Origin of the sequence: Streptomyces sp. NPDC050560, from assembly GCF_044457285.1 — a bacterium.
Taxonomy (GTDB): Bacteria; Actinomycetota; Actinomycetes; order Streptomycetales; family Streptomycetaceae; genus Streptomyces.
Genome location: NZ_JBITGT010000006.1, coordinates 411,307 through 432,295, shown reverse-complemented (window position 1 = coordinate 432,295; position 20,989 = coordinate 411,307). Strand labels below are relative to the sequence as shown.

The 20,989-nt window shown below is 75.5% G+C and carries 18 protein-coding genes and 1 other RNA gene; 4 read left to right on the top strand and 15 right to left on the bottom strand.

Annotated elements, in window-relative coordinates; genetic code table 11:
• Window positions 1-2 precede the first annotated feature (2 nt).
• Both ACIBIW_RS16605 and ACIBIW_RS16600 read right to left on the bottom strand, forming a co-directional pair.
• Window positions 3-923 carry a fumarylacetoacetate hydrolase family protein gene (locus tag ACIBIW_RS16605; RefSeq protein WP_399336571.1) on the bottom strand — a complete coding sequence of 307 codons (921 nt, stop codon included), beginning with the start codon at window positions 921-923 and terminating at the stop codon, window positions 3-5.
• Window positions 924-999: 76 nt separating this feature from the next.
• Complete coding sequence (locus ACIBIW_RS16600; RefSeq protein ID WP_399336569.1) at window positions 1,000-2,250, bottom strand: FAD-dependent monooxygenase; 1,251 nt, start codon at window positions 2,248-2,250, stop codon at window positions 1,000-1,002.
• A 393-nt stretch (window positions 2,251-2,643) separates the two neighbouring features.
• Between ACIBIW_RS16600 and ACIBIW_RS16595 the strand changes: the two genes are divergently transcribed.
• Window positions 2,644-3,582, top strand: coding sequence for a MarR family winged helix-turn-helix transcriptional regulator (locus ACIBIW_RS16595; protein ID WP_399336567.1), 939 nt, complete (start codon window positions 2,644-2,646; stop codon window positions 3,580-3,582).
• Window positions 3,583-3,608: 26 nt separating this feature from the next.
• On the opposite strand, the gene ACIBIW_RS16590 is transcribed toward ACIBIW_RS16595, so the two are convergent.
• The 8 genes from ACIBIW_RS16590 to ACIBIW_RS16555 form a co-directional block, all read right to left on the bottom strand.
• A complete protein-coding gene (locus ACIBIW_RS16590; RefSeq protein ID WP_399336565.1) occupies window positions 3,609-5,753 on the bottom strand; it encodes a bifunctional serine/threonine-protein kinase/ABC transporter substrate-binding protein in 2,145 nt (714 codons plus the stop codon).
• A 4-nt stretch (window positions 5,754-5,757) separates the two neighbouring features.
• Window positions 5,758-7,872 (bottom strand): bifunctional serine/threonine-protein kinase/ABC transporter substrate-binding protein, encoded by a 2,115-nt coding sequence (locus ACIBIW_RS16585; protein WP_399336563.1) that lies wholly within the window; start codon window positions 7,870-7,872, stop codon window positions 5,758-5,760.
• Window positions 7,873-8,682 (bottom strand): hypothetical protein, encoded by an 810-nt coding sequence (locus ACIBIW_RS16580; protein WP_399336561.1) that lies wholly within the window; start codon window positions 8,680-8,682, stop codon window positions 7,873-7,875.
• Window positions 8,683-8,849: 167 nt separating this feature from the next.
• A complete protein-coding gene (locus ACIBIW_RS16575) occupies window positions 8,850-9,395 on the bottom strand; it encodes an AAA family ATPase (protein ID WP_399336559.1) in 546 nt (181 codons plus the stop codon).
• Window positions 9,396-9,472: 77 nt separating this feature from the next.
• An RNA gene (rnpB, locus tag ACIBIW_RS16570) (RNase P RNA component class A) lies at window positions 9,473-9,896 on the bottom strand.
• 64 nt (window positions 9,897-9,960) lie between these two features.
• Window positions 9,961-10,512 (bottom strand): DoxX family protein, encoded by a 552-nt coding sequence (locus ACIBIW_RS16565; protein WP_399336557.1) that lies wholly within the window; start codon window positions 10,510-10,512, stop codon window positions 9,961-9,963.
• Window positions 10,513-10,630: 118 nt separating this feature from the next.
• Window positions 10,631-11,392 (bottom strand): SDR family oxidoreductase, encoded by a 762-nt coding sequence (locus tag ACIBIW_RS16560; RefSeq protein ID WP_399336555.1) that lies wholly within the window; start codon window positions 11,390-11,392, stop codon window positions 10,631-10,633.
• A gap of 55 nt (window positions 11,393-11,447) precedes the next feature.
• Window positions 11,448-12,449, bottom strand: a complete 1,002-nt coding sequence (locus ACIBIW_RS16555) for a Gfo/Idh/MocA family protein (protein ID WP_399336553.1) — start codon at window positions 12,447-12,449, stop codon at window positions 11,448-11,450.
• Window positions 12,450-12,665: 216 nt separating this feature from the next.
• On the opposite strand from ACIBIW_RS16555, the gene ACIBIW_RS16550 reads away from it, so the two are divergent.
• The 3 genes from ACIBIW_RS16550 (at window position 12,666) to ACIBIW_RS16540 (ending at window position 15,276) form a co-directional block, all read left to right on the top strand.
• Window positions 12,666-13,640 (top strand): small ribosomal subunit Rsm22 family protein, encoded by a 975-nt coding sequence (locus tag ACIBIW_RS16550; protein WP_399336551.1) that lies wholly within the window; start codon window positions 12,666-12,668, stop codon window positions 13,638-13,640.
• Between the two features lie 80 nt (window positions 13,641-13,720).
• Window positions 13,721-14,401 (top strand): TetR/AcrR family transcriptional regulator, encoded by a 681-nt coding sequence (locus ACIBIW_RS16545; RefSeq protein WP_399336549.1) that lies wholly within the window; start codon window positions 13,721-13,723, stop codon window positions 14,399-14,401.
• 146 nt (window positions 14,402-14,547) lie between these two features.
• Complete coding sequence (locus ACIBIW_RS16540; protein ID WP_399336547.1) at window positions 14,548-15,276, top strand: bifunctional DNA primase/polymerase; 729 nt, start codon at window positions 14,548-14,550, stop codon at window positions 15,274-15,276.
• 52 nt (window positions 15,277-15,328) lie between these two features.
• Here the strand turns inward: ACIBIW_RS16540 and ACIBIW_RS16535 are convergent, their stop codons facing one another.
• From ACIBIW_RS16535 to ACIBIW_RS16515, 5 genes are all read right to left on the bottom strand, one after another.
• Entirely contained in the window at window positions 15,329-16,234 is a 906-nt protein-coding gene (locus tag ACIBIW_RS16535) for an amidohydrolase family protein (protein WP_399336545.1), read from the bottom strand.
• Window positions 16,231-17,883, bottom strand: a complete 1,653-nt coding sequence (locus ACIBIW_RS16530) for a thiamine pyrophosphate-binding protein (RefSeq protein WP_399336543.1) — start codon at window positions 17,881-17,883, stop codon at window positions 16,231-16,233. Before ACIBIW_RS16530 ends, ACIBIW_RS16535 begins: the two co-directional genes overlap by 4 nt.
• Window positions 17,880-18,941, bottom strand: coding sequence for an amidohydrolase family protein (locus ACIBIW_RS16525; protein ID WP_399336541.1), 1,062 nt, complete (start codon window positions 18,939-18,941; stop codon window positions 17,880-17,882). The genes ACIBIW_RS16530 and ACIBIW_RS16525 overlap by 4 nt, the downstream gene beginning before the upstream one ends.
• A 26-nt stretch (window positions 18,942-18,967) precedes the next feature.
• Window positions 18,968-19,822, bottom strand: a complete 855-nt coding sequence (locus tag ACIBIW_RS16520; protein ID WP_399336539.1) for an HpcH/HpaI aldolase/citrate lyase family protein — start codon at window positions 19,820-19,822, stop codon at window positions 18,968-18,970.
• Window positions 19,823-20,127: 305 nt separating this feature from the next.
• Window positions 20,128-20,733, bottom strand: a complete 606-nt coding sequence (locus ACIBIW_RS16515; RefSeq protein ID WP_399336537.1) for an SRPBCC family protein — start codon at window positions 20,731-20,733, stop codon at window positions 20,128-20,130.
• Window positions 20,734-20,989: the final 256 nt, after the last annotated feature.

Sequence of the window (20,989 nt, the reverse complement as noted above, 5' to 3'; positions counted from 1 at the left end):
GCTCAGGCGGTGCCGCGGGGCCGTACGGGGGTGACCTCGGCGGGCGGCACGGGCCCCGCGTCCGCGCCGAGCGTGGGGCAGGCGACCGCGCCCTCGGAGGTGACGGAGACGGTCAGCTCGCCGAGCCCGGTGAGCGCGGTCGTCACGGTGTCGCCTTCGGTGATCCTGCCGACGCCCGCGGGGGTGCCGGTGGTGATCACGTCGCCCGGGTGCAGCGTCATCACCGAGGACACGTACGCGATCAGCGCGGGCACGTCCCAGATCAGGTCCGCGGTGTCGGCGTCCTGGCGCAGGGTGCCGTTGACCGCGCAGGTCAGCCGCAGGGTGTCGGGCGCCCCCGCCTCGTCCGGGGTGACCAGCCAGGGGCCCAGCGGGGTGAAGGTGTCGAAGGACTTGCGCACCGAGCGGTCCTCGCCGCCGCGCATCGTGATGTCCAGCAGGTTGGTGTACCCGAAGACGTACGACAGCGCGTCCGCGCGGGCCACGTGCCGGGCCCGCCGGCCGATGACCAGCGCCAGTTCGCCCTCCTGGTCGAAGCGGCGGTCGGTGTACGGCAGCCGGACCGTCCCACCCGCGCCGGTCAGCGAGGACGGCGCCTTGAGGAACACCCCGAGCCCGTCGACCTGGGTGCGCTGGCTCATCTCCGCCTTGTGGTCCAGGTAGTTCACCGGGGCCGCGGCGATCTTGCCGGGGTCCGGCACCGGCGGCAGCAGCCGCACCCCCTCCGCGGGGACGCCGGGACCGTCGGCGAGCACCACACGGGAGGGGTCGCCGCCGCTCGCGGCGATCAGCCTGAGCATCGGGCTGCCGCCCGGCGGCGCCTTGTCGAGGAAGGCGGGGTCGGCGTCCACGAGGGCGCCGTCGACGAGCGCGCCCGCGCGGGGCGCCCCGTCGCCTGGGTGAACGTAGCTGACCAGCCTCATCGTCGGCTCCCTCGGGTGGCGGTCGGGACGGGTGCGCGGGGCGGCGCCTGGCGCCGGGCGGACATGGCGCGGGGCATCAGGACGCGGCCCTCTCCGCGGCGGCCCCCGCGGTGCGTTCGGCGTAGAGCCAGTCGAGTTCGGTGTAGTCGTCGGCCCTGCGCCCCCGCATGAAGCGGTCGCGCAGCGCGAGGGTGACCGGGTCGCCGGTGTGCCACACCTGGCCCCACATCCTGGCCCTGGTCTGGCAGAGGCCCGCGAGCCGCAGCCGGGTGTCCTCGTACCCGCGCAGCGCGGCGCCGAGGTCCCCGCCCGCGCCGCGCACCGCGTCCGCGAGCGCGAGCGCGTCCTCAAGCGCCTGGCAGGCGCCCTGCCCGAGGTACTGGAGCATGGGGTGCGCGGCGTCGCCGAGGAGCACCGCGCGGCCGTGCGTCCAGGTGTCCAGCGGATCGCGGTCGTAGATGGGCCAGTTGCGCCCGCGGTCGATGCGCGAGACGTGCTTCTGCACCTCGGCGCAGGTGGTGGCGAAGCGCTCGGTCAGCTCCTCGACGCCGCCCACCTCGGCCTCGCCGCGCGCGAAGCTGTCGCTGCGGAAGACGGCGACCTGGTTGTAGATCTCGCTGCGGCGCACCGGGTACTGGATGAGGTGCAGCCCGGGGCCCACCCACAGCACCACGTCCTGGTCGGCCACCTCGGTCTTGACCTCGTGCATCGGCAGGGTGCCGCGGTAGGCGACGAAGCCGCTGGGCACGGGCGCGTCGTCGGAGACCAGGGTGCGTACCACCGAGTGCAGGCCGTCGGCGCCGACGAGGAGCTGGGCGCGGTAGGAGCTGCCGTCAGAACACCGCACGCCCGCGCCGTCCTCGTCCGCCCACGCGGCGGTGACCAGCTTGTTGTTCTCCAGGTGGATCAGCGGCTGCGCGCGGCAGGCGCCGACGAGGATGCCCAGCAGGTCGCTGCGGTGCACCACCACGTACGGGTAGCCGTAGCGGGTGCGGAAGGCGTCGCCGAGGTCGAGGCGGGTCAGCGGCTCCCCGGTGACCGCGTGCCGCATCACCCCGTAGCGCGGCAGCACGGCCACGTCGAGGAGCTGGTCGAGCAGGCCGAGGCGGTCCATCATCCGGGTGGCGTTGGGCCCGACCTGGAGCCCCGCGCCGATCTCGGTGAACTCGGCGGCCCGTTCCAGCAGCACCACCTCGCGGCCCGCCCCGGCCAGCGCGAGCGCGGCCGTCAGACCGCCGATGCCGCCGCCCGCGACGAGGGCGTACGTGCCGTCGGCGGACGCGGGGCGGCCCGTGCGGCCCCGGGAGGGCGAGGGAGTCGTCCCCATGCGCTCAGCACTCCCGTCCGCGCGCGGGGCGGGTGCCGGTGGCGGGGGGTGTCCCGTGGCGGTCGGGGTCTGGGCCCTGGTGGGTGGGTGTGAAGCGAGACGTAGCCATGGCGGCGTTCCTCCGGTTCACTTCGCGGGCCCGCGCAACCCCCGGGCCCTTGCCGCTCGTTCGCCGGGGCGCGGATCGCGGCCCGCCCCCGGACCGTGCGGTATTAGTACGTGTACGTACGATGTGCCGTCACGGTAGGGCGGGCTTTCCCGGCCGTCAAGGGGTGTTGGGGCAATCCGTGACCGGCGCACTCCCCGGAGATCGTACGGATGCGTTCGAATGACGTTCCGCCGCGAGCCGCGCCTCGGATACGGTGGCGTGTGCGCAGGACAGGAGAGGACCACGTGCGAAACCCCGCGGCCGACAGCGGTCCCCCAGCCGAGGCACCCCCCGCTGCCGTGCCGCCCGCGCTGCCGCTCGACACCACCGCGGGCCACCTCATCCGCCGCGCCCAGCAGGCGCACACCGCCATCTGGTCGGCCGAGGTCGGCGGCGACGTCACCAGCCCGCAGTACGCGATACTCAGCGCGGTCGGACGCACCCCGGGCGTGGACCAGCAGACCGCGGGGCGGCTCGCCTCGCTCGACAAGTCGACCACCGCGAACGTCGTCGAACGCCTGGAGCGCAGGGGCTGGATAGCCCGCGGCCGGGACACCGAGGACGGCCGCCGCAACATCCTGGAACTCAGCGCCGAGGCCAAGTCGACGCTGCACGGTCTCACCGCGCGGGTGGCCGCCGTCCAGGAGCGCCTGATGGCCCCGCTCGGCCCCCACCTCAGGCGCACCTTCCACCGGCTCCTCGGCCGGGTCGCCTACCAGGGCCCCGTCCCGGCGGCGGGCGGCGGCCCCGGCCCCGGCGGCGACGTGGACGTCCTCGGGCTCACCGCCGCCGCGGGCCACCTCATCCGCCGCGCCGAGCAGGTGCACGGCGTGCTGTGGGGCAGACACGTCGGCGCCCTGCTGACGCCGTCCCAGTACGCGCTGCTCAGCGGTCTCGCCTGGCGGCCCGCCATCGACCAGACGGCGGCGGGCGAGATGGCGTCGCTCGACAAGTCGAGCACCGCGGACATCGTGGCCAGGCTGCGCCGCAGGGGCTGGATACTCGACACCCGCGACGAGACCGACCGCCGCCGCAAGCTCCTCACCCTGACCGACCTCGCCCACGAGGCGCTTGCCGAGGTGACCCCCGCGGTACGCACCGTCCAGCGGGACCTGGTGGCACCGCTGTCACCGCGCGAACAGGACCGCCTCGTCAGCCTGTTGCGCAGGATCGCCTACCGCTGAGACCGCGGGCGCCGCCGCCCGCGCGCTCAGGGCCGGTCAAGCGCCTCGTTGAAGTCCCCGAGGAACCGGAACGCGCCCTTGTCCACCCGGTAGAGGTACAGGCCCTCGCGCCGCCCCTCGTCGCCGCTGACGTGGAACGCGGACGTCGTCGCGTCGAACCGGTAGGAACGGGTGACGCCTTCGTACCGCCCCTCGCGCAACTCCCGCACCAGCGCGCCGCGTTCCGGCTCCGTGCCGAGCGAGCGCAGCCCGGAGGCGAGGAAGCCCACCGTGTCGTACGCCTCCGCCGCCCAGCGCGGGGGAGCGTGCCCGAAGCGGCGGCGGAACGCGGCGCTGAAGTCCCGGGCGCGCGGGTCGGCCGACGCGTCGGTGAACGCGGCGGCGAGCGTCCAGCCCTCGGCCGCCGCCCCCGCGCCCGCCAGGAACGCCGGGGTCAGCACCGTCTCCGTGGCGCACCGCGGCCCCGAGAAGCCCGCCGCGTCCAGGGCGCGCGCCAGCAGCGCCGCGCGCTCGGGGCCCCCGGCGAAGAACACCGCGTCGGGCTTCGCGGCGGCCACCTCCCCTGCCACGCCGGTGAAGTCACGTGTCCCCGACGGCACCGTGTGGGTACGGGTCCTCCGCTCCTGCCCCAGCGAACGGGCGACCGAGTCCACCAACTGCCAGGCCGGGTCGCCGCCCGCCCGGTCGAGCACCAGGCTGGTCAGCGCGCTGTCGACGGCACGGACCAGGAACGAGAGCACCGGCAGCGCCAGCGCGGAGGCGTCCGCGCGCGGCTGGAACACCGACTTGGTGCCGTAGGAGGTGAGGGCGTCGGAGGCCGCCGCCACACACACCGCGGCGAGGCCCGCGTCCCCGTACGACTCCGCGGCGGCGAGCGCCGTCGCCTCACCGCTCGGCCCGAGCACCGCCGTCACCTCCGGGTCGCCGGCCATACGGGCCGCCACGTCCCGGGCGCCGGACGCGCCGCCCCGGTCGTCCAGCGTGCGCAGCCGCAGCGTGAACGGCCGGTCGCCGCGGGCGTTGAACCGCTCCACGGCCAGCGTCGCGCCGTCCCGCAGCGCCCGCCCCGTGTCGGCGCCAGGGCCCGACAGGGTGGTGTGCACGCCCAGCGTCCGCCGCGGCGGCGGCGCCCCGCCACCGCGCCCCGCGGCCCACGCCGCGAGCCCGCCGCCCGCGGCGAGCACCCCGGCGGACGAGCCGAGCGCCAACAGCCGCCGCCTGCCGAGGCCGCCACCGGCAGCGCCCGCCGCGAGGGTCCCCGGCTCGGTGGCGGCGATGTCGGGAAGCTCGATCACCCGCGCCGAGCGCTCCGCGATCAGCGCGCTCACCGCAGGCGGCAGCCAGCCCTCGCCCCGCGCCGGCTCCCCGCCCGCCGCCAGCAGTTCCGCAAGCCGCCCGGGTCCTGGCCGCGCCGCCGCCTCCTTGGCCAGGCACGCCGCCACCACGCCCGTGAGCGCCCCCGGCACGCCCGACAGATCGGGCTCGTCGTACACCGTGCGCAGCAGCACGGACGCCGCGGAGCCCGCGCCGAAAGGACGCACCCCGCTCGCCACATAGGCCAGTACGCACCCGAGCGAGAACACGTCGCTCGCGGGCCCCACCTCGCCGCCCCCGCCGCGCGCCTGCTCGGGTGAGAGGAAACCGGGGGAGCCGACGACGGCGTCCGCCGAGGTCAGCGCGGTGGCATCGGCGGTGCGCGCGATGCCGAAGTCGATGAGGCGTGGCCCGTCGGGCGCGAGCAGGACGTTGCCCGGTTTCACGTCCCGGTGGACGAGCCCGGCCTCGTGCACCGCCGTCAGCGCCCCCGCGAGCCGCACCCCGAGCACCCGTACCGTGTGCTCCGGCAGCGGCCCGCAGGCCGCGACCGCCTCCGCGAGCGAGGGCCCCGGCACATACGGCGTCGCCAGCCAGGGCGCGGGCGATTCCGGGTCGGCCGCGGTCACCGGCACCACCCAGCGGCTCGTCACCCGGCCCGCGGCCTCCGCCTCCCGCCGGAACCTGGCGCGGAACGACGGCTCCTGCGCGTACCCGGCGCGGATCACCTTCAGCGCGGTGAGCGCGCCACCGGGGGAGCGGGCCAGGTACACCAGGCCCATACCGCCCGCGCCGAGCCTGCCGAGCAGCCGGTGCCCGCCCACCGACGCGGGATCTCCTGGCAGCAGCGGTTCCATCGCGCTACGCCGCCGCCCCGTACCCGGCGGCGCCCGCGAACCGGAACCGGCCGCCGTTTACCTCGTAGCGGAACGCGGCGCCCGTGCCCGTGAACGTGCCGTCCTTCGCGTCGAACCGGAACGTCCTGGTCACCCCCTGGTACGCGGTGCCGCGCAGCCGCTTCAGCAGCGCCTGCCTGTCGCCCGCCGCCCTGCCCAGCGCCCGCATCCCCGCCGCCACCATGCCCGCCGCGTCGTACGCCTCCACCGCGTACCAGCCGGGCGCGGAGCCGAAGCGGTCCCGGTGCGCGGCGGTGAAGTCCTTCGCCGCGGGGAACGCCGCCGCGTCCACGAAGGTGGCCATGCCCACCCACCCCTCGCCCGCCGCGCCCGCCCGGCCGGGGAAGCGGGTGTCGACGAGCGCCTGCCCGGCGAACCTGGGCCCGGTGAAGCCGCGTTCTTCGAGCGCGTGCGCCAGCAGCGCCGCCCGGTCGTAGTACCCGGCGAACACCAGCGAGTCCACGTCCTCGCCGAGGAGTTCCGCGACCGGCGGCCCGAAGTCGGTGGCGGCCGCCCGTGTCACCTTCACCCGGGGTACCCGGCCGCCGGAGCGCAGCGTCGCGTTGACCATCTGCGCCACCTGCCAGCCGTAGGTGTCGGCGGCACGGTCCTGGACCAGCGCGGGCCGCCGCCCGCCCGCCGCCACGAGCGCCGCCTGCACGGCCACCGCGACCCGCGCCTCCGCGGGCCTGGCCTGGAACACCGAGCGGTTGTTGCCGTCCTGGGTGACCTCGATGGAGCCCGCGGAGACCGTCACCACGGGCAGCAGCGCCTTGTCGTAGACGGACAGCGCCGCTGCCGCCGCCTCGTCGGTGGTGGGCCCGACCACCGCCACCACCGAGCGGTCCCCCGCGAGCCGCTTTGCCACCTCCACCGCCCGCGCCGGCTCCCCGCCGTCGTCGTGCACGGCGAGCGCCAGCTCGAACGGCCGCCCCGCGCGCGCGTTGAACCGCTCCACCGCGAGCCGCACCCCGTTGTGCTGCGCCCTGCCGAACGCCGCGGCGCCGCCGCTGAGATCGGCGTGCAGTGCGAGGGTCCTGCGCCCGCCGCCCGCGGCCGGGGAGCCGCCCCGGGTCAGCGCCCAGGCGGCGGCCCCGCCGCCCGCCGCGACCAGCGCCGCGGCGCCGCCCGCGAGCAGCGCCCGGCGGCCGGGGCGCCGCGCGCCGTCCCGCGGCGGCTGCGCGAGGGTGTCCTCGACACCGGGCAGCGCGAGCGCCGCCGCCGAGCGCTCCGCGATCAGCCGCAGCAGCGGCTCGGGCAGCCAGTCGCCGCCCGGCCGTGCGTCGGCGGCGAGCAGCCCGGGCAGCGCGGCGGGCGCGGGCCGCGCCTCCGGGTCCTTCGCCAGACAGGCGTCGAGCACGGGGCGCAGGTCCTCGGGGACGCCGTCGAGCGCGGGTTCGTCGTGGACGGTGCGGAACAGCAGCGCCTCCGCCGCGCCCCGGCCGAACGGCGGGCGCCCGGTGGCCGCGTACGCCAGCACGCACCCGAGCGAGAACACATCGCCCGCGGGCCTGGCCTCCGCGCCCTCCGCCTGCTCGGGCGCGAGGAAGCCGGGCGTGCCGATGACCGAGCCCGCCGCGGTGAGCGCGGTCTCGTCGGTGGCGCGCGCGATGCCGAAGTCGATGAGGCGTGGCCCGTCGGGCGCGAGCAGGACGTTGCCCGGTTTCACGTCCCGGTGGACGAGCCCGGCCGTGTGCACCGCCGCGAGCGCCTCGGCGAGCCGCGCGCCCAGCACCCGTACCGCCGCCTCGTCGAGCGGGCCGAACTCGCGCACCGCCTCCTCCACCGAGGGCCCCGGCACATAGCGCGTCGCGAGCCAGGGCGCGGGCGCCTCCGGGTCGGCGGCGGTCACCGGCACCACCCAGGGGTTCGCCACCCGGCCCGCGGCCTCCGCCTCCCGCCGGAACCTGACGCGGAAGTCCGTGTCGTGCGCGAACTCGGGGCTGATCACCTTGAGCGCGCTCAGCGCCCCGCCGGGGGAGCGGGCCAGGAACACGGTGCCCATTCCACCGGCGCCGAGTCTGCCGAGCAGCCGGTGGCCGCCGACGGCGGCCGGGTCTCCCGAGTGCAGCGGGTCCATTCAGTCTCCTGTGAGCTGGTCGGTGAGGCGGGAGAGCATGTTCGGCAGCGCGTGGGCCGAGTAGTCGTCGAAGGCGGCGTCGTCGATCCCCGCCCCGCCCTTGGCGGCGACGGCCACGGTGACCTGCCCGATGCGCGCGATCTGCCAGAGATAGGGGTACGGGCCCTTGTCGCCGTCGGTGGCGAAGGTGCCCGTCTCCCCGATGGAGTCCTCGGCGTACTCCTGGGCCCGCTTGCCGAAGGGGTTGCCCGAGGAGATCAGCCCGTGGACGTGCTGGCCGGCGCCGAGGTCCTGGTCGGGGCACTGGAGCGCCTCCTCCAGGGTGGTGGCCATCTCCTGGTCGGCGCCCGCGACGGACGAGTGCACCGTCACCACGGCCGACATCCGCAGCCTCGGCCGCCCCGGTTCCTTCCCGGGCACCTCGCTTGCCCGGCTCAGGCTCGCCAGCACCCCGGGCGGCAGCGGCTCGCGCCGCCATACGCACGCGCGGTCGAGTACGGGCCAGGTCGCCGTGTCCGTCTCGTACGGGTCGGAGCGCACGAAGTCGGGCCCCAGATCGCCCGGTTCGAGCGCGACCTCGGCGGCGAGCCGCGCCGCGCGCTCCCGGGTCCTCGGCAGCAGTTCCGGCGACGGCGTGAACGCGAAGCCGCCGGGCGACGCGCTCGCGCCCCCCGGCGGCGCGGAACCCGACGCCGGGCGCCCGGACTCCCCGCCGCCCTCGGACCGCGCCCCGCCCCCCGAACAGCCCGCCAGCAGCACCACGGCCGCGAGCGCCGCACCGCACACCCGCACCGGCCCCGTGAACCTCACCCGCGCCCCCCTGTTCCTCGTCCCCCCGGGCCCGACGACCCGTCACCGTCGCGCTCGTACTTCTTCCTTATGTCCATACGCCGTGGGGCCGCGGACGGTTTCCGACCAGCGCATGAACTTTCGGCCCTTTTCCGGCGACGCGCCCCGACCCCGCGGGGCGGGCCTGATCAACGGCCTGATTCGCGGCCTGATCCGAAGGACGGCCACCGCTCGGCGGCCCACTCGCGCCAGCCCGGCCAGCCCGGGGGCGGGGCGTCGAGGACGCGCCCGGCGAGTTCCGCGGTGCCGGGCTCCTCGAACAGCTCGCGCCACCGGGCCAGGTCGGCCTCGGTCATGGGGAAGGTCAGGTCCGGGGCCGTCGCCTGTCTGCGGGCGATCCTGGCGCGCTGGGTCTCAGCGTCGACCGGCACGTACACGAGGCGGCACGCCGCGCCCGCGGACCGGGCGAGCCGGCGGATCGCGGACCGCTCGGCACGCGACCAGCATCCGAAGCCCAGGACCACACCGGTCCCGAGCCGCAGCGCCGCCAGGGCGAACGAGAGCATCCGCCCCTCCAGGACGTCGCGCCTGCCGCCCGCGTCGGACTCGCCGAACAACGGGATCATCCACTCGTCGGGCGTCGGCCGCAGCGCGCCGTGCTCCTCGGCCATCCTCCTGGCGAGCGTGGTCTTTCCCGCCCCTGGCAGGCCGACCGTCAGAAACAACGTGGGCACACCGCGATCGTTCACGCGGACCGCGCGCCGCACAACCGCATGTCACGGGCCGTGCCCGTGGTGTGTGTGGGTGTGGGCAGGTGAGTCGGGCTGTACGCCGGATTCTGTCGCCCGGTCGCCTCGCGGCGGCCGGGGAGACGGCCATCCATCTGGGACCGGTGTCACCACCGGCCTCAAGCGGTCTACCCGCGGACTCGGGCGGGCCGCCCTCAACCGTCCGCGCGAGAACACCCCCATTACGAGGGTGCCCCCTTCTTGACCTTGCTCCGGGTGGGGTTTACCAAGCCGCCCGGGTCACCCCGGACGCTGGTGGTCTCTTACACCACCGTTTCACCCTTACCAGACCGGCCCGAAAACCCGCCTGGCGGTCTCTTCTCTGTGGCACTGTCCCGCGGGTCACCCCGGGTGGCCGTTAGCCACCACCCTGCCCTGCGGAGTCCGGACGTTCCTCGGCGACAACCCCCACAACAGGAGCCACGCCGCGACCGCCCACCCGACTCACCTGCCCACCCCATGCTACCCGTCGCCACGGCGGGCGCGGGCCACGGTGGTTCGCGCCCGCCGGTCAGACGCCCTCGGAGTCCGGGGCGTTCTCGTCGTCGTCCGCCATCTCCCGCAGCGCCCTGCCGCGCGCGCAGACCATCGCGGCCGCTCCCGCGGCGGCAGCGGCCAGGGCCACCGGCACCATCCACGGCCGGTTGAACACGTGTCCGAAGGCGTGGTCGAGGGAGATCCTGCCGGGGCCCGCCACCGCGAGCCCGGCCGTGACCAGCCCGACGGAGGCGGGCAGCTCAAGGCCGCCGTTCTGCGCGAAGTAGCCGTTCGGGGCGTGCACGGCTGCGGCCGCGGCCATCCCGCCCGCCGCCGTCGCCCCCGCGACCGGGGTCGCGAGGCCCACCGCGAGCAGTGCCCCGCCCCCGGCCTCCGCGAGCCCGGAGGCCACCGCGCTCGGCCGCCCGGGACGGTAGCCCATCTGCTCCATCCCGGCTGCGGTGCCCTCGATGCCGCCGCCACCGAACCAGCCGAACAGCTTCTGCGCGCCGTGGGCGGCCAGCGAGCCGCCGATGCCGAGGCGGAGCAGCAGCAGCCCCAGATCGCGCCGGTCGACATGAGTCACGGTGAGCCTCCCTGGTCCCGTGGGCCTGATGTGCTCTCCACCGTGCCACGCGCCACGGCGCCCGGCCCCTCTCCGGAGCCGTACGGGTGGCGGGGAGGGCCCGCCGCGCCGCGCGGGCTCAGCCGCGGCCCCCGAACGGCATCTCGGTGGCGAGGACCGTCATGAACGGCACGTTCGCGTTCAGCGGCAGCTCCGCCATGTGCCGCACCAGGCCCGCCACCTCGGCCACCGACATCACCGGCTCGACGGCCGTCCCGCCGTCCGCCTGCCGCACCCCGCGCGTCATGCGCCCCGTCATCTCGGTGGCCGCGTTGCCGATGTCGATCTGGCCGCAGGCGATGTCCAGCCCGCGCCCGTCGAGCGCGAGCGCCTTGGTGAGGCCGGTCAGCGCGTGCTTGGTCGCCGTGTACGCGGCCGACCTCGGCCGGGGCACGTGCGCGGAGACCGAGCCGTTGTTGATGATCCGGCCGCCGCGCGGGTCCTGCGCCCGCATCATCCGGAACGCGGCCTGCGCGCACAGGAAGGCGCCGTTGAGGTTGGTGTCCACCACGTGCCGCCACGCCTCGTACGGCAGCTCGTCGAACGGCACGTCACCGGGGCCGAAGGTGCCCGCGTTGTTGAACAGCAGGTCGCACCGCCCGAACCGGTCGCGCACCGCCGAGAACAGCGCCCCGACCTGCTCGGGCACCGCCACGTCGGTGCGCACCGCGAGCGCGGCGGCCCCGGGCGGCGCCAGCTCCCGTGTCGCGTGCAGGGCCTCCTCGCGGCGCCCGGCGAGCGCCACCGACCAGCCCGCGCCCAGCAGTTCCAGCGCCACGGCCCGACCGACACCGGAACCGGCGCCCGTCACCACCGCCGTCCTCGCTCGCTTCTCGTCCATGGCGGCAGCGTATTGCCCCGCCGTCCGCGTCGCGGCGCCGTCCGCGCGGCTCCGCTCAGGCGGCGTCCTCGCCCGGGTAGCGCACCCCCACCTGCCGCCGTGCGCTGTCCAGGGTCCGCATCACCGCGAGCGTGCCGTCCAGCGGCACGAGCGACGACTCCGTCTCGCCCGCGCGCAGGCAGCGCATCACCTCCGCCGCCTCGTGCGCGTACGAGCTGCGGTGCCCGTCCTCGGGGCCGAGCCGGAACTCCTCGGGCTCCCGGCCCGCCCGGTGCAGCACGAAGCGCTCCGGGTGGAAGAACCCGCCGGGCACCTCCACCCGGCCCCGCGAACCCGCGAGCGTGGCCCTGGTCTCCGTCGCCGTGTCGATCGCGCACTGGAGCGCCGCCTGCTGGCCGCCCGGCCAGGACAGCAGCAGCCCCGTCCTGAGGTCGACGCCCGCCGGGGACAGCAGCGAGCGGGCCGTCACCTCCTCGGGCTCGCCGAGGAAGAGCTGCGCGAACGACACCGGGTACACCCCGAGGTCGAGCAGCGCGCCGCCGCCCTGCGCCGGGTCGGCGAGACGGTGCCCAGGGCCGAAGTCCCCGGTGATGCAGAAGTCCGCAGAGACGCTGTGGACCTCGCCGATCGCCCCGTCGTCCACCAGCGCCTTCAGCCGCCGGATCAGCGGGTTGCAGTACATCCACATGGCCTCCATCAGGAACAGGCCGCGCTCCTTCGCGAGCGCGACCAGCTCCCCCGCCTGGCGCGCGTTCAGCGTCAGCGGCTTCTCGCACAGCACCGCGCGCCCGCCCTCCAGGCAGATCCCGGCCGCCGTGCGGTGCGCCGCGTGCGGGGTGGCCACGTAGACCACGTCGACATCGGCGTCCACGGCGAGCGACGCCCAGTCGCCGTACGCGCGCCCCGCGCCGAACCGCTCCGCGAACGCCTCGGCCGCGGGCGCGGAACGCGACCCCACCGCCAGCAGCTCGGCGTCCGGCAGCGTCACCAGATCGGCGGCGAACTTCGCGGCGATACCGCCGGTCGCCAGCACGCCCCACCGCACCCGGTCAGCCATGACCCCACCGTCCGTCCCACGTCAGGGCGGGCACCCCGGCGGCGCCGCGGCCACCCGCCTCCCGGTCGACTGCGATCATAGGACGAAAGGAACACACCCCTGGAGGCCCCCTGAGCACCCCGGGCAGGCACCGCGCGCCGCCCTCGGGACCGCACTCGCCGCCGCGTCCCGCTGACCGCGGCCCCACCCCGCCCCGGGAACCGTACGATGGCGCGCATGCCCTCGGACCCCGACACCGGCGCACGGCTGCGCTCGGCCCTCGACGCCCTGGCCGAAGGGCTCGCGCCGCGCCGGGCCGCCGACGCCGTCGCCCGGCTGATGGCCGCCTACCGCGGCGGCCCCACCCCGACCGCCGCGCCCGTGCTGCGCGAGCGCGCCGACGTCGTCGCCTACGCCGCGTACCGGATGCCCGCCACCTTCGAGGCAGCGCGCGCCGCGCTCACCGCCGCCGCGGGGCACGGGCCCGCGCCCGACAGCCAGCTCGACATCGGCGGCGGCACCGGGGCCGCGGTCTGGGCGGCGCAGGCCGTGCACGGCGGCAGCCGCCGTGTCACGGTGCTCGACTGGGCCGCGCCCGCGCTCGACCTCGGCCGCGAACTCGCCGCGGCGCACCCCGCGCTCGCCGGGGCCGACTTCCGCGCCGCCCGTATCGGCCCCGGGCTCACGCCCGGACCCGCCGGGCTCGTCACCGTCAGTTATGTGCTGGGCGAGCTGACCGAGGCCGACCGCGCCGCCGTCGTCGACACGGCGGCCGCGGCCGCCACCGGCGCCGTGGTGGTCGTCGAGCCCGGCAGCCGCGAAGGGCACGCGCGCGTGCTCGCCGCCCGCGACCGGCTCATGGCCGCCGGGCTGCGGATCGCCGCGCCCTGCCCGCACACCGCGCCCTGCCCCCTGGCCGGCGGCGCCGACTGGTGCCACCTCTCCGCCCGGGTCGCGCGCTCCTCGCTGCACCGCAGGGTCAAGGCCGGCTCGCTGCCGTACGAGGACGAGAAGTTCAGCTACGTCGCCGCCGTCCGCGGCGAGCCAGGGCCCGCGCCTGCCCGCGTCATCCGCAGGCCGCGGCAGCGCAAGGGGCAGGTACTGCTCGACGTGTGCAAGGCCGACGGTACCGTCGCCGCCGAGACCGTCACCAAGCGGCAGGGCGAGCGCTACCGGCGGGCCAGGGACACCGCGTGGGGCGACCCCTGGTGAACCGGGGCCGCCCGCGCCCCGGCCCGGCCACCCACCGGCCCCCGCCCGCGCCGGAGGCACCGCGGCACTAGATTCGCCGCATGCCCAACAGCCCGCAGCCCGCCGCCCGGAAGCCGTCGCGGACAACGGCGGGGAAGCCCGCGCGTCCCGCCCCCGACGCCGCCCGCCGCAACGAACGCTCCCGCCGCGCCATCCACGACGCCGCCCTCGCCCTCGTCGCCGAGGAGGGCTACCGCAGGACCACCGTGGAGGGCATCGCGGCCCGCGCGGGCGTCGGCAAGCAGACCATCTACCGCTGGTGGTCGTCCAAGGCCGAGGTGCTGCTCGAAGCGTTCCTCGGCCTCGCCGCGCGCATGGGCGAGAGCCCCGAGGGCGCCCCGTTCGCCTTCCCCGACACCGGCGACCTGGCCGCCGACCTCAGGACGGTGCTGCGCGCCACCGTCGACGAACTGCTGGACCCCGCCTTCGCCGCCCCGGCCCGCGCGCTCGCCGCCGAGGGCGTCGTCAACGCCGACTTCGGCCGCCAGGTCGTCGCGGAGCTGCTCGAACCCCAGCTCGGGCGGTACGAACAGCGGCTGCGCGCCGCCCAGGACACCGGCGCCGTACGGCTGGGCGTCGACCCCCGTATCGCCCTGGAACTGCTGGTCGCGCCGCTGGCGCAGCGCTGGCTCCAGCACACCGGGGAGATCACCCACGCCTACACCGACCGCCTGGTCGACTACGCGCTGTACGGCCTGGCGCCGCGGCCCGACAGGGCCTAGGCGGCCTCCCGGCGCCGTGCGCGCCCCCGTCCTGCCTCTCTCCGCCCCCCGTGCACCCCGCCTTTTGTCTCCGGAGAGATGGGGCGCAGGATGGTGGGACGATAGAACGGAAGCCGGTCGGGCACGAGGGCAAGGCGAGGGGATGTATGGGCGCTGGGTTCGAAGGCCGCTCGGGCGGGCGCGGCAGGTTCTCCGGATGGCTGCGCCGCCGCCCCAAGGACACCAGCGAACACCCCGCCCGTGAGGAACTGCTGCTCGCCGTCGCCGCCGCGGGAATGCCCCTGGCGCCCGCGGCGCACCCCCAGGGCTACCGATGTTCGTGCGAGCGCATCGGGTGCCCCACCCCCGCCAGGCATCCGGTCTCCTTCGCCTGGGGCACCCAGGCGACCACCGACCGCGCCCAGATCGAGCGGTGGGCGCGGCACCAGCCCGCAGCCAACTTCGTCACCGCCACCGGCATGATCCACGACGTCCTCGACGTACCGGCCGCGGCGGGCCGGGAGGCGCTGGCGCGGCTGCTCGCCGAGGACGTCGCGGTGGGCCCCGTGGCCGAGTCCGACGACGACAGGATGCTGTTCTTCACGGCGACCAGGGGCACCCCGCAGGACGAGGACGAGTGGTGGCCCTGCGAGCTGGACTGCCACCCCGAGACGATGGACGAGCACCCGGGCCTGCGCTGGCACTGCCGCGGCTCCTACGTCCTGGTGCCCCCCGCCCGCCTCCCCGGCGACCTCGGCGTCTACTGGACCCGCGGCCCCGAGCACCCGCTGCCCGACCCGCTGACCCTCCTCGAACCCCTCACCGACGCCTGCGCCCGGCACGCCCCCGCCGGGTCCGACCAGGAAGCGGCCCCCGCCTGGCCGATGCGGGGCTGAGCCCACCCGGCGGACGGGGGCGGCGGGACCGGCGCGCGCGGCCGGGGGCGGTTCAGCCCCCGAGACCCGGGTACAGGCGCCGCGCGGTGCCCGCGAAGATCTCCCGGCGCTCGGGCTCGGGCACCTCAGCGAGCACCCCCCGGGCCAGCGCCACCAGCTCGGGCAGCGACTGCTCGGCCGCGGGCAGGTTGGAGCCCCAGGCGATCCGGTTCGCGCCGAAGGCGGTCAGCACGGGGGAGAGGAAGTCGTTCGCCTCCTTGCCCGCGTCGTGCAGGCGCTCCAGGTTGCGGTGGGTCAGCTTGAGGTGGAGGCCGGGGTGCACGGCCAGCTTGGCGACCTCGGTGGCGGCGTCCGCGGGGGAGGCCGCGATGTCCGGGTAGCCCATGTGGTCGAGCAGCACCCGGACCGTCGGGAACCGCCGCAGCAGCGCGTGCAGTTGCTCGGTCGCGGGGCCGAGCCGCATCTGGAGGCACACGGTCACCCCGAGCGCGCCCGCCCGCTCCCAGAACGGGAAGGTCTCCGGCGCCGCGAACCACTCGCCCTGGGTGGGCACGGTGCTGCCGCTGGTGAACAGCCGTACCCCGGACAGGCCGCCCTCCCCGGTCACCGCCTCCAGGTTGTCGGCGGCGTCGGGCCGCAGCGGGTCCACGGTGCCCACCGCGATGAACCTGTCGGGCCGCCGCGCCGTGCTGTCGAGCACATAGGAGTTGTCGTAGCCGTAGGCGGTCGTGGCCTGCACCAGTACGGCCCGGCCTATCCCGGCCCCGTCCATGCGCTCGGCCATGCCGTCGGCGGTGACCGGCCGGGTGGTGGCCCAGCCTGACTGCTTCCCGCCGATCGGCGCGCGCGGATAGCGGGCCACGTCGTCGGAGATGACGTGGCAGTGGGTGTCGACGATGTCCATGGATCGCTCCTCGGTGGTGTCGGTGGCGTGGTCCTTCCGCTGCCGGACGGTCACACGTCCTCGCCGTACTGGAGGCGCCGGTAGGGCACGCTGAGCACGTCGCGGGTGATCCGGACGTCGATCACGGTGGGCCGCGGGGCGGCGACGTACTCGGCCAGCGCGGCCCGCAGCTCGCCCGTGGTGCGTACGGTGGCGCCCGCGCCGCCGAGCGAGCGCGCCACCGCGCCGAGGTCCGGGGTCGGGATCACGGCGAGCTGCGGGTCGAGGCCCTTGGCCTGCGCCTTGTGGTACTCGGCGCCCAGGCCCTCGTCGTTCATGACCACCACGAGCACCGGCAGGTCGTAGCGGCAGGCGGTCTCGAATTCGGAGAGGTGCATCAGGAAGCTCGCGTCGCCCTCCACCACGAACGCCGGTTTGCCACCGGACGCGACGACGGTGCCGATGGTCAGCAGCGGGGCCTGGCCGATGGCGCCGAACATGCCGTAGTTGGAGGTGACCTCGCGGGAGCGCTGGAAGAGCATCGTGCCGAAGTCCGTCTGGTGCCCGCTGCCGAGCACGAGCCCGATCTCGCCGGGCAGTTCCTCGTCGAGGACCGCGATCGCCTCGCGCGGGTCGAGCAGGCCGTGGCCGCCGCGGTACTCGGCGGGGTCGATCAGCGGGGCGGTGAGCCTGCGGTGCACCTCGTCGGTGTGGAAGCCCTCCAACTGGACGCCGCGCCCGGCGAGTCCGGCGGTCAGGGCGGCGAGCCCCGGGACCGCGTCGGCCTGCACGTACGCGTCGGCCACCCGGCCGTTGCCCATCACCACGTGCGGCGCGGTGTCGATCTGCACATAGCGGGCGTCGGGGAAGAGGTAGCCGCTCTCGATGGTGTAGTGGTTGAGGCTCGCACCCACCGCCACCACGCAGTCCGCGCTTTGCAGCAGCTCCATCGCCAGCTTGCTGCCGAACAGGCCCGCGATCCCCACGTGGTACTCGCTGCGGTCGCACAGCCAGTTCTTGGCCTGGAGCGTGGTGGCGAGCATGCCGCCGGTACGCCGCTGGAGCGCGAGTACCTCCTCGCCGGCCCCCGCCCCGCGGGCACCGCGCCCCGCGATGATGACGACCCGCTTGCTCGACCCGACGATGTCGCACGCCCGCGCGATCAGGTCCGGGTCGGGCAGCAGCCTCGGCGTCTTCAGCAGCTCGGTGGACGGCACGTAGGGCATGTCGTCCTCGAACTCCGCGAGCTGCACGTCGAACGGGGCGCTGACCATCACGGGCCGGGACTCGGAGCGCGCCGTGTAGAAGGCCCGCCGTACCACCTCGTGGGCCGAGTCGGCCTTCGCCACCCGGAGGAACGCGCACTCGACGGCGGCGGCGAACCGCCGCTGGTCGAGGTACTGCACGGCGCTCTCGTCGCCGAGCGGTGTCTCGCCGCAGAAGGCGACCAGCGGGGTGCGCGCCCGGCTCGCCACGATCATGGAGGTGGCGAGCTGCGCGGTGCCGGGGCCGCTGGTGGTCGTCACCACGCCGGGACGGCCCGAGGCGCGGGCGTACCCGTGCGCCATGCTGAGGCCCGCGCCCTCGTGGCGGACCTCGTACAGCCGGGTGCCGCGGCCGGCCAGGGCGTTCATCCAGTGCATGTTGGCGTCGCCCATCATGCCGAACACATCCGTGGTGCCCTCGGCCGCGAACGCCTCCGCGAGCGCTTCGTAGACCTTCACCGTGCGGCCTCCTTCTGCTGGTCGTCATCGGCCGTGGCCCGGCCCTTCAGGCGCGGGAACACCCGCAGCGCGTTGCCGCCGTAGATCGCCTCCCGGTCGTCGTCGGCGAGGGATTCGATGGTGTCAAGCAGCGCCTTGACGTCGTCGAAGCGGTGCCCGGTCTCCGGGTCGACGCCGCGGACGGCGCCGATCATCTCCGAGGCGAACAGCACGTTCGCGGCCGGAATGACGTCCGTGAGCAGTTCGAGGCCGCGCCTGTGGTACACGCAGGTGTCGAAGAAGACGTTGCCGAGCAGCGCCTCTTCGAGCGGCGGGCGGCCCTGGTCCTGCATCACCCCGCGGTAGCGGCCCCAGTGGTAGGGCACCGCGCCGCCGCCGTGCGGCAGGATGAGACGCAGCGTCGGGAAGTCCTTGAACAGGTCCGACTGGCACAGTTGCATGAAGACGGCGGTGTCGCCGTTGAGGTAGTGCGCGCAGGTGCCCTGGACGGCCGGGTTGCGCGACATCGCGACGTGCACCATCGCGGGCACGTCGAGTTCGGCCATCTTCTCGTACAGCGGGTAGTAGACCCGGTCGGTCAGCGGCGGCGCCTGCCAGTACCCGTCGGACGGGTCCGGGTTGAGCAGGCAGCCGACGAAGCCGAGTTCGGTGACGCACCGCTCAAGCTCCGCGGCGGAGCTGCGGACCGAGGAGGCCAGCGCGTCGCCGGGCGACTGCGGGAGCTGGCAGGCCCCGGCGAACCGGCCGGGGAAGAGGCCGCAGACCCGGGCGACGAGGTCGTTGGCGACGCGGGACCAGTCGAGGCTGGTGCGCTCGTCGCCGTAGTGGTGCGCCATCTTCCCCGCGCCGGGCGAGAAGACGGTGAGATCGGTGCCGCGCTCCCGTTGCAGCCTGAGCTGGCCGCCCTCGATCGCCGCCCTGATCTCGTCGTCGCCGATGCGCAGTTCCCCGGGGTCCACGCGCGCGCCCGCGTCCTCGAACGCCCTGATCTGGCGCTCGCGCCACTGTCCGAGCGCGGGCGGCGCGGTCGTGAAGTGGCCGTGGCAGTCGACAATCATGAAAGGTCTCTCCTCGTGGTTCCGGGTCAGGCGCGGCCGGTGAGCCCGCGGCCCGCTTCGAGGCCGGGGAAGGTGCGTACGGGCGCCGACATGAGGAAGCGGTAGCCCTCCTCGACCACCTGCTGGACGTTGTCCGCGGTGACGTGCGGATGGCCGACGACGACGTCCTGCGCGAGGCAGACCTCCACGATCCGGCGCCTGGCCTCGACCATCAGCGGGTGGTCGAGCTGCCGCGGCACGCCCAGCTCCTGGCTGAGGTCGCCCTCGCCGATCAGGACGAGGCCGATGCCCGGCACCTCGTCGAGGATCGCGGGCAGGTTCTCGATGCCGAGCTGGTCCTCGATCTGGATGACGACGAGGACCTCGCCGTCGGGGGCGAGCGGCCATACGTCGGCCCTGGTGTAGTACTCCTGGTTCGGGAGGCCCCAGTAGCGTGCCGCCGCCGCGGGCGCGTCGCCGCGTACGCCCGCGGGCTCGTACCGCTCCGTCCCGGGCAGCCGCGGGTAGCGGCACGCCGCGACCGCGTTGCGCGCCTCCTCGACCCGGCTGATGTGCGGCCACACGATCCCGTACGCGCCCAGGTCGAGGGCCTGCTTCGCGTGCCACTGCCCCTGCTCCGCGCCGTTGACGGGCACCCGGACGAGGGGGGTGGGGGACGCGGCGAGGGTGGCGGCCTCGTGGACGCGCCGCCGGTTGAGCAGGTACTGGAGGCTGTCCCGCAGCGTCGTGGCGTCCCACGGCTTGTGCTCGGCCTCGAAGACGAGCCCGTCGTAGTCGCTCGTGGCGAACTCAAGGGCCGTGGCCGGGTCGGGCGACGCGAACGCCGCGAAGGCGTGCCTGCCCGTCTCCAGCGCGTCGATGATGCTGTTCAGGCGTGCCACTGGGCGCTCCGCTCTGTCGGTTGTGGATGGTCCGCCACCAGGCGCGGGCTCGCGTCCACGGGGACGGGCCGCCGGTCGGCGTCGTGCGGGCCGGGCGGCGCACGAGGACGAGGGACAGGGCTCTGCCGCCCGACGCGAGGACGACCGCGTCGGGCGGGAAGGCCCGCGGGGCTGCCTCCCGCGTCCCGTCCCCGGTGTCGGCGTCGGGGGCCGCGCGGCAGCCGACCGGGTACTCCAGCGCGGCGAGAGGGTCGGACAGCAGCAGCGACCAGGTGGCGGCCAGCACCAGGCCCGCCGCCCCGCCGTTACGCGGCCCTGCCATCTGGCGCCCCGTCCCGCCGCCGCCCGCGGAAGACCCGCCGCAGCCGGGCGCGCAGCCGCGCCCACCGGGACGGCCGCACGGGCGCCCCGGTCTCCTGCGCCGTCGCCCGCGCGGCCGTGCCGGTGGCCGCCTGCGCCGTGTCGCCGGTGCAGCGGCGCACGAGTTCGCCGGTGAAGTCCCTGGTCATACGGCCCACCACGGCTCCCGCGCCCGCCTCGATCACCGATGCGAGACGCCCGGCGAGGTTGATCTCGCCCGACACCCGCACCCGGGTGCCGCCGGCCCCGTCCTCGCGCACCTCGAAGGTGGCGTGCGCGGAGAACCGGGTCGCGCCCTGCCCGTCCCTGCCGCGGGCGGACAGCCGCCCCTCCTGCTCGGCCTCGTCCAGGTCCAGTGACACCCGGGCGCCGAAGCGCACCCGGATGGCGCCGAACTTCACGGCCAGGGTGCCGTCGAAGGAGCCGTCGTCGTGCGAGGCGCCGAGGGCGGCGCCGTCGATGCACGACACCACCTCGGCGGGGTCGGAGACGACCTCCCAGACCCGCGGGGGCGGCGCGGGCACGGCGATCTCTTCGTCGATCTTTATCACAGTGGTTCCTCGCCAGTAGATCGTGAGCGGGCTCTCCCGAGCCCCCTCGGCTCTTCCGCACCCTGCCTAAAAATTGTTCGACAACTTTTCCCGTCAAGCTAGCAGCGCCCCGCGGAGATCGGCAAGGACTCGGCCGGGAACAGGATTTTCTCGGTCGCGACCCTATCCACCGCCAGGATCGTGTACAACAATCAGCCAATCCGAGTCGCCGTGCGCACTGCCCGGCCCGGGGATCTCCCGGAGGCGGTGCCCCGGA

What these genes read in the sequence shown, in the direction of transcription:
- ACIBIW_RS16605 (WP_399336571.1), bottom strand. Translation starts at nt 923, where the DNA reads ATGAGGCTGGTCAGCTACGTTCACCCAGGCGACGGGGCGCCCCGCGCG.
- ACIBIW_RS16600 (WP_399336569.1), bottom strand. Translation starts at nt 2,250, where the DNA reads ATGGGGACGACTCCCTCGCCCTCCCGGGGCCGCACGGGCCGCCCCGCG.
- ACIBIW_RS16590 (WP_399336565.1), bottom strand. Translation starts at nt 5,753, where the DNA reads ATGGAACCGCTGCTGCCAGGAGATCCCGCGTCGGTGGGCGGGCACCGG.
- ACIBIW_RS16585 (WP_399336563.1), bottom strand. Translation starts at nt 7,872, where the DNA reads ATGGACCCGCTGCACTCGGGAGACCCGGCCGCCGTCGGCGGCCACCGG.
- ACIBIW_RS16560 (WP_399336555.1), bottom strand. Translation starts at nt 11,392, where the DNA reads ATGGACGAGAAGCGAGCGAGGACGGCGGTGGTGACGGGCGCCGGTTCC.
- ACIBIW_RS16555 (WP_399336553.1), bottom strand. Translation starts at nt 12,449, where the DNA reads ATGGCTGACCGGGTGCGGTGGGGCGTGCTGGCGACCGGCGGTATCGCC.
- ACIBIW_RS16550 (WP_399336551.1), top strand. Translation starts at nt 12,666, where the DNA reads ATGCCCTCGGACCCCGACACCGGCGCACGGCTGCGCTCGGCCCTCGAC.
- ACIBIW_RS16545 (WP_399336549.1), top strand. Translation starts at nt 13,721, where the DNA reads ATGCCCAACAGCCCGCAGCCCGCCGCCCGGAAGCCGTCGCGGACAACG.
- ACIBIW_RS16540 (WP_399336547.1), top strand. Translation starts at nt 14,548, where the DNA reads ATGGGCGCTGGGTTCGAAGGCCGCTCGGGCGGGCGCGGCAGGTTCTCC.
- ACIBIW_RS16525 (WP_399336541.1), bottom strand. Translation starts at nt 18,941, where the DNA reads ATGATTGTCGACTGCCACGGCCACTTCACGACCGCGCCGCCCGCGCTC.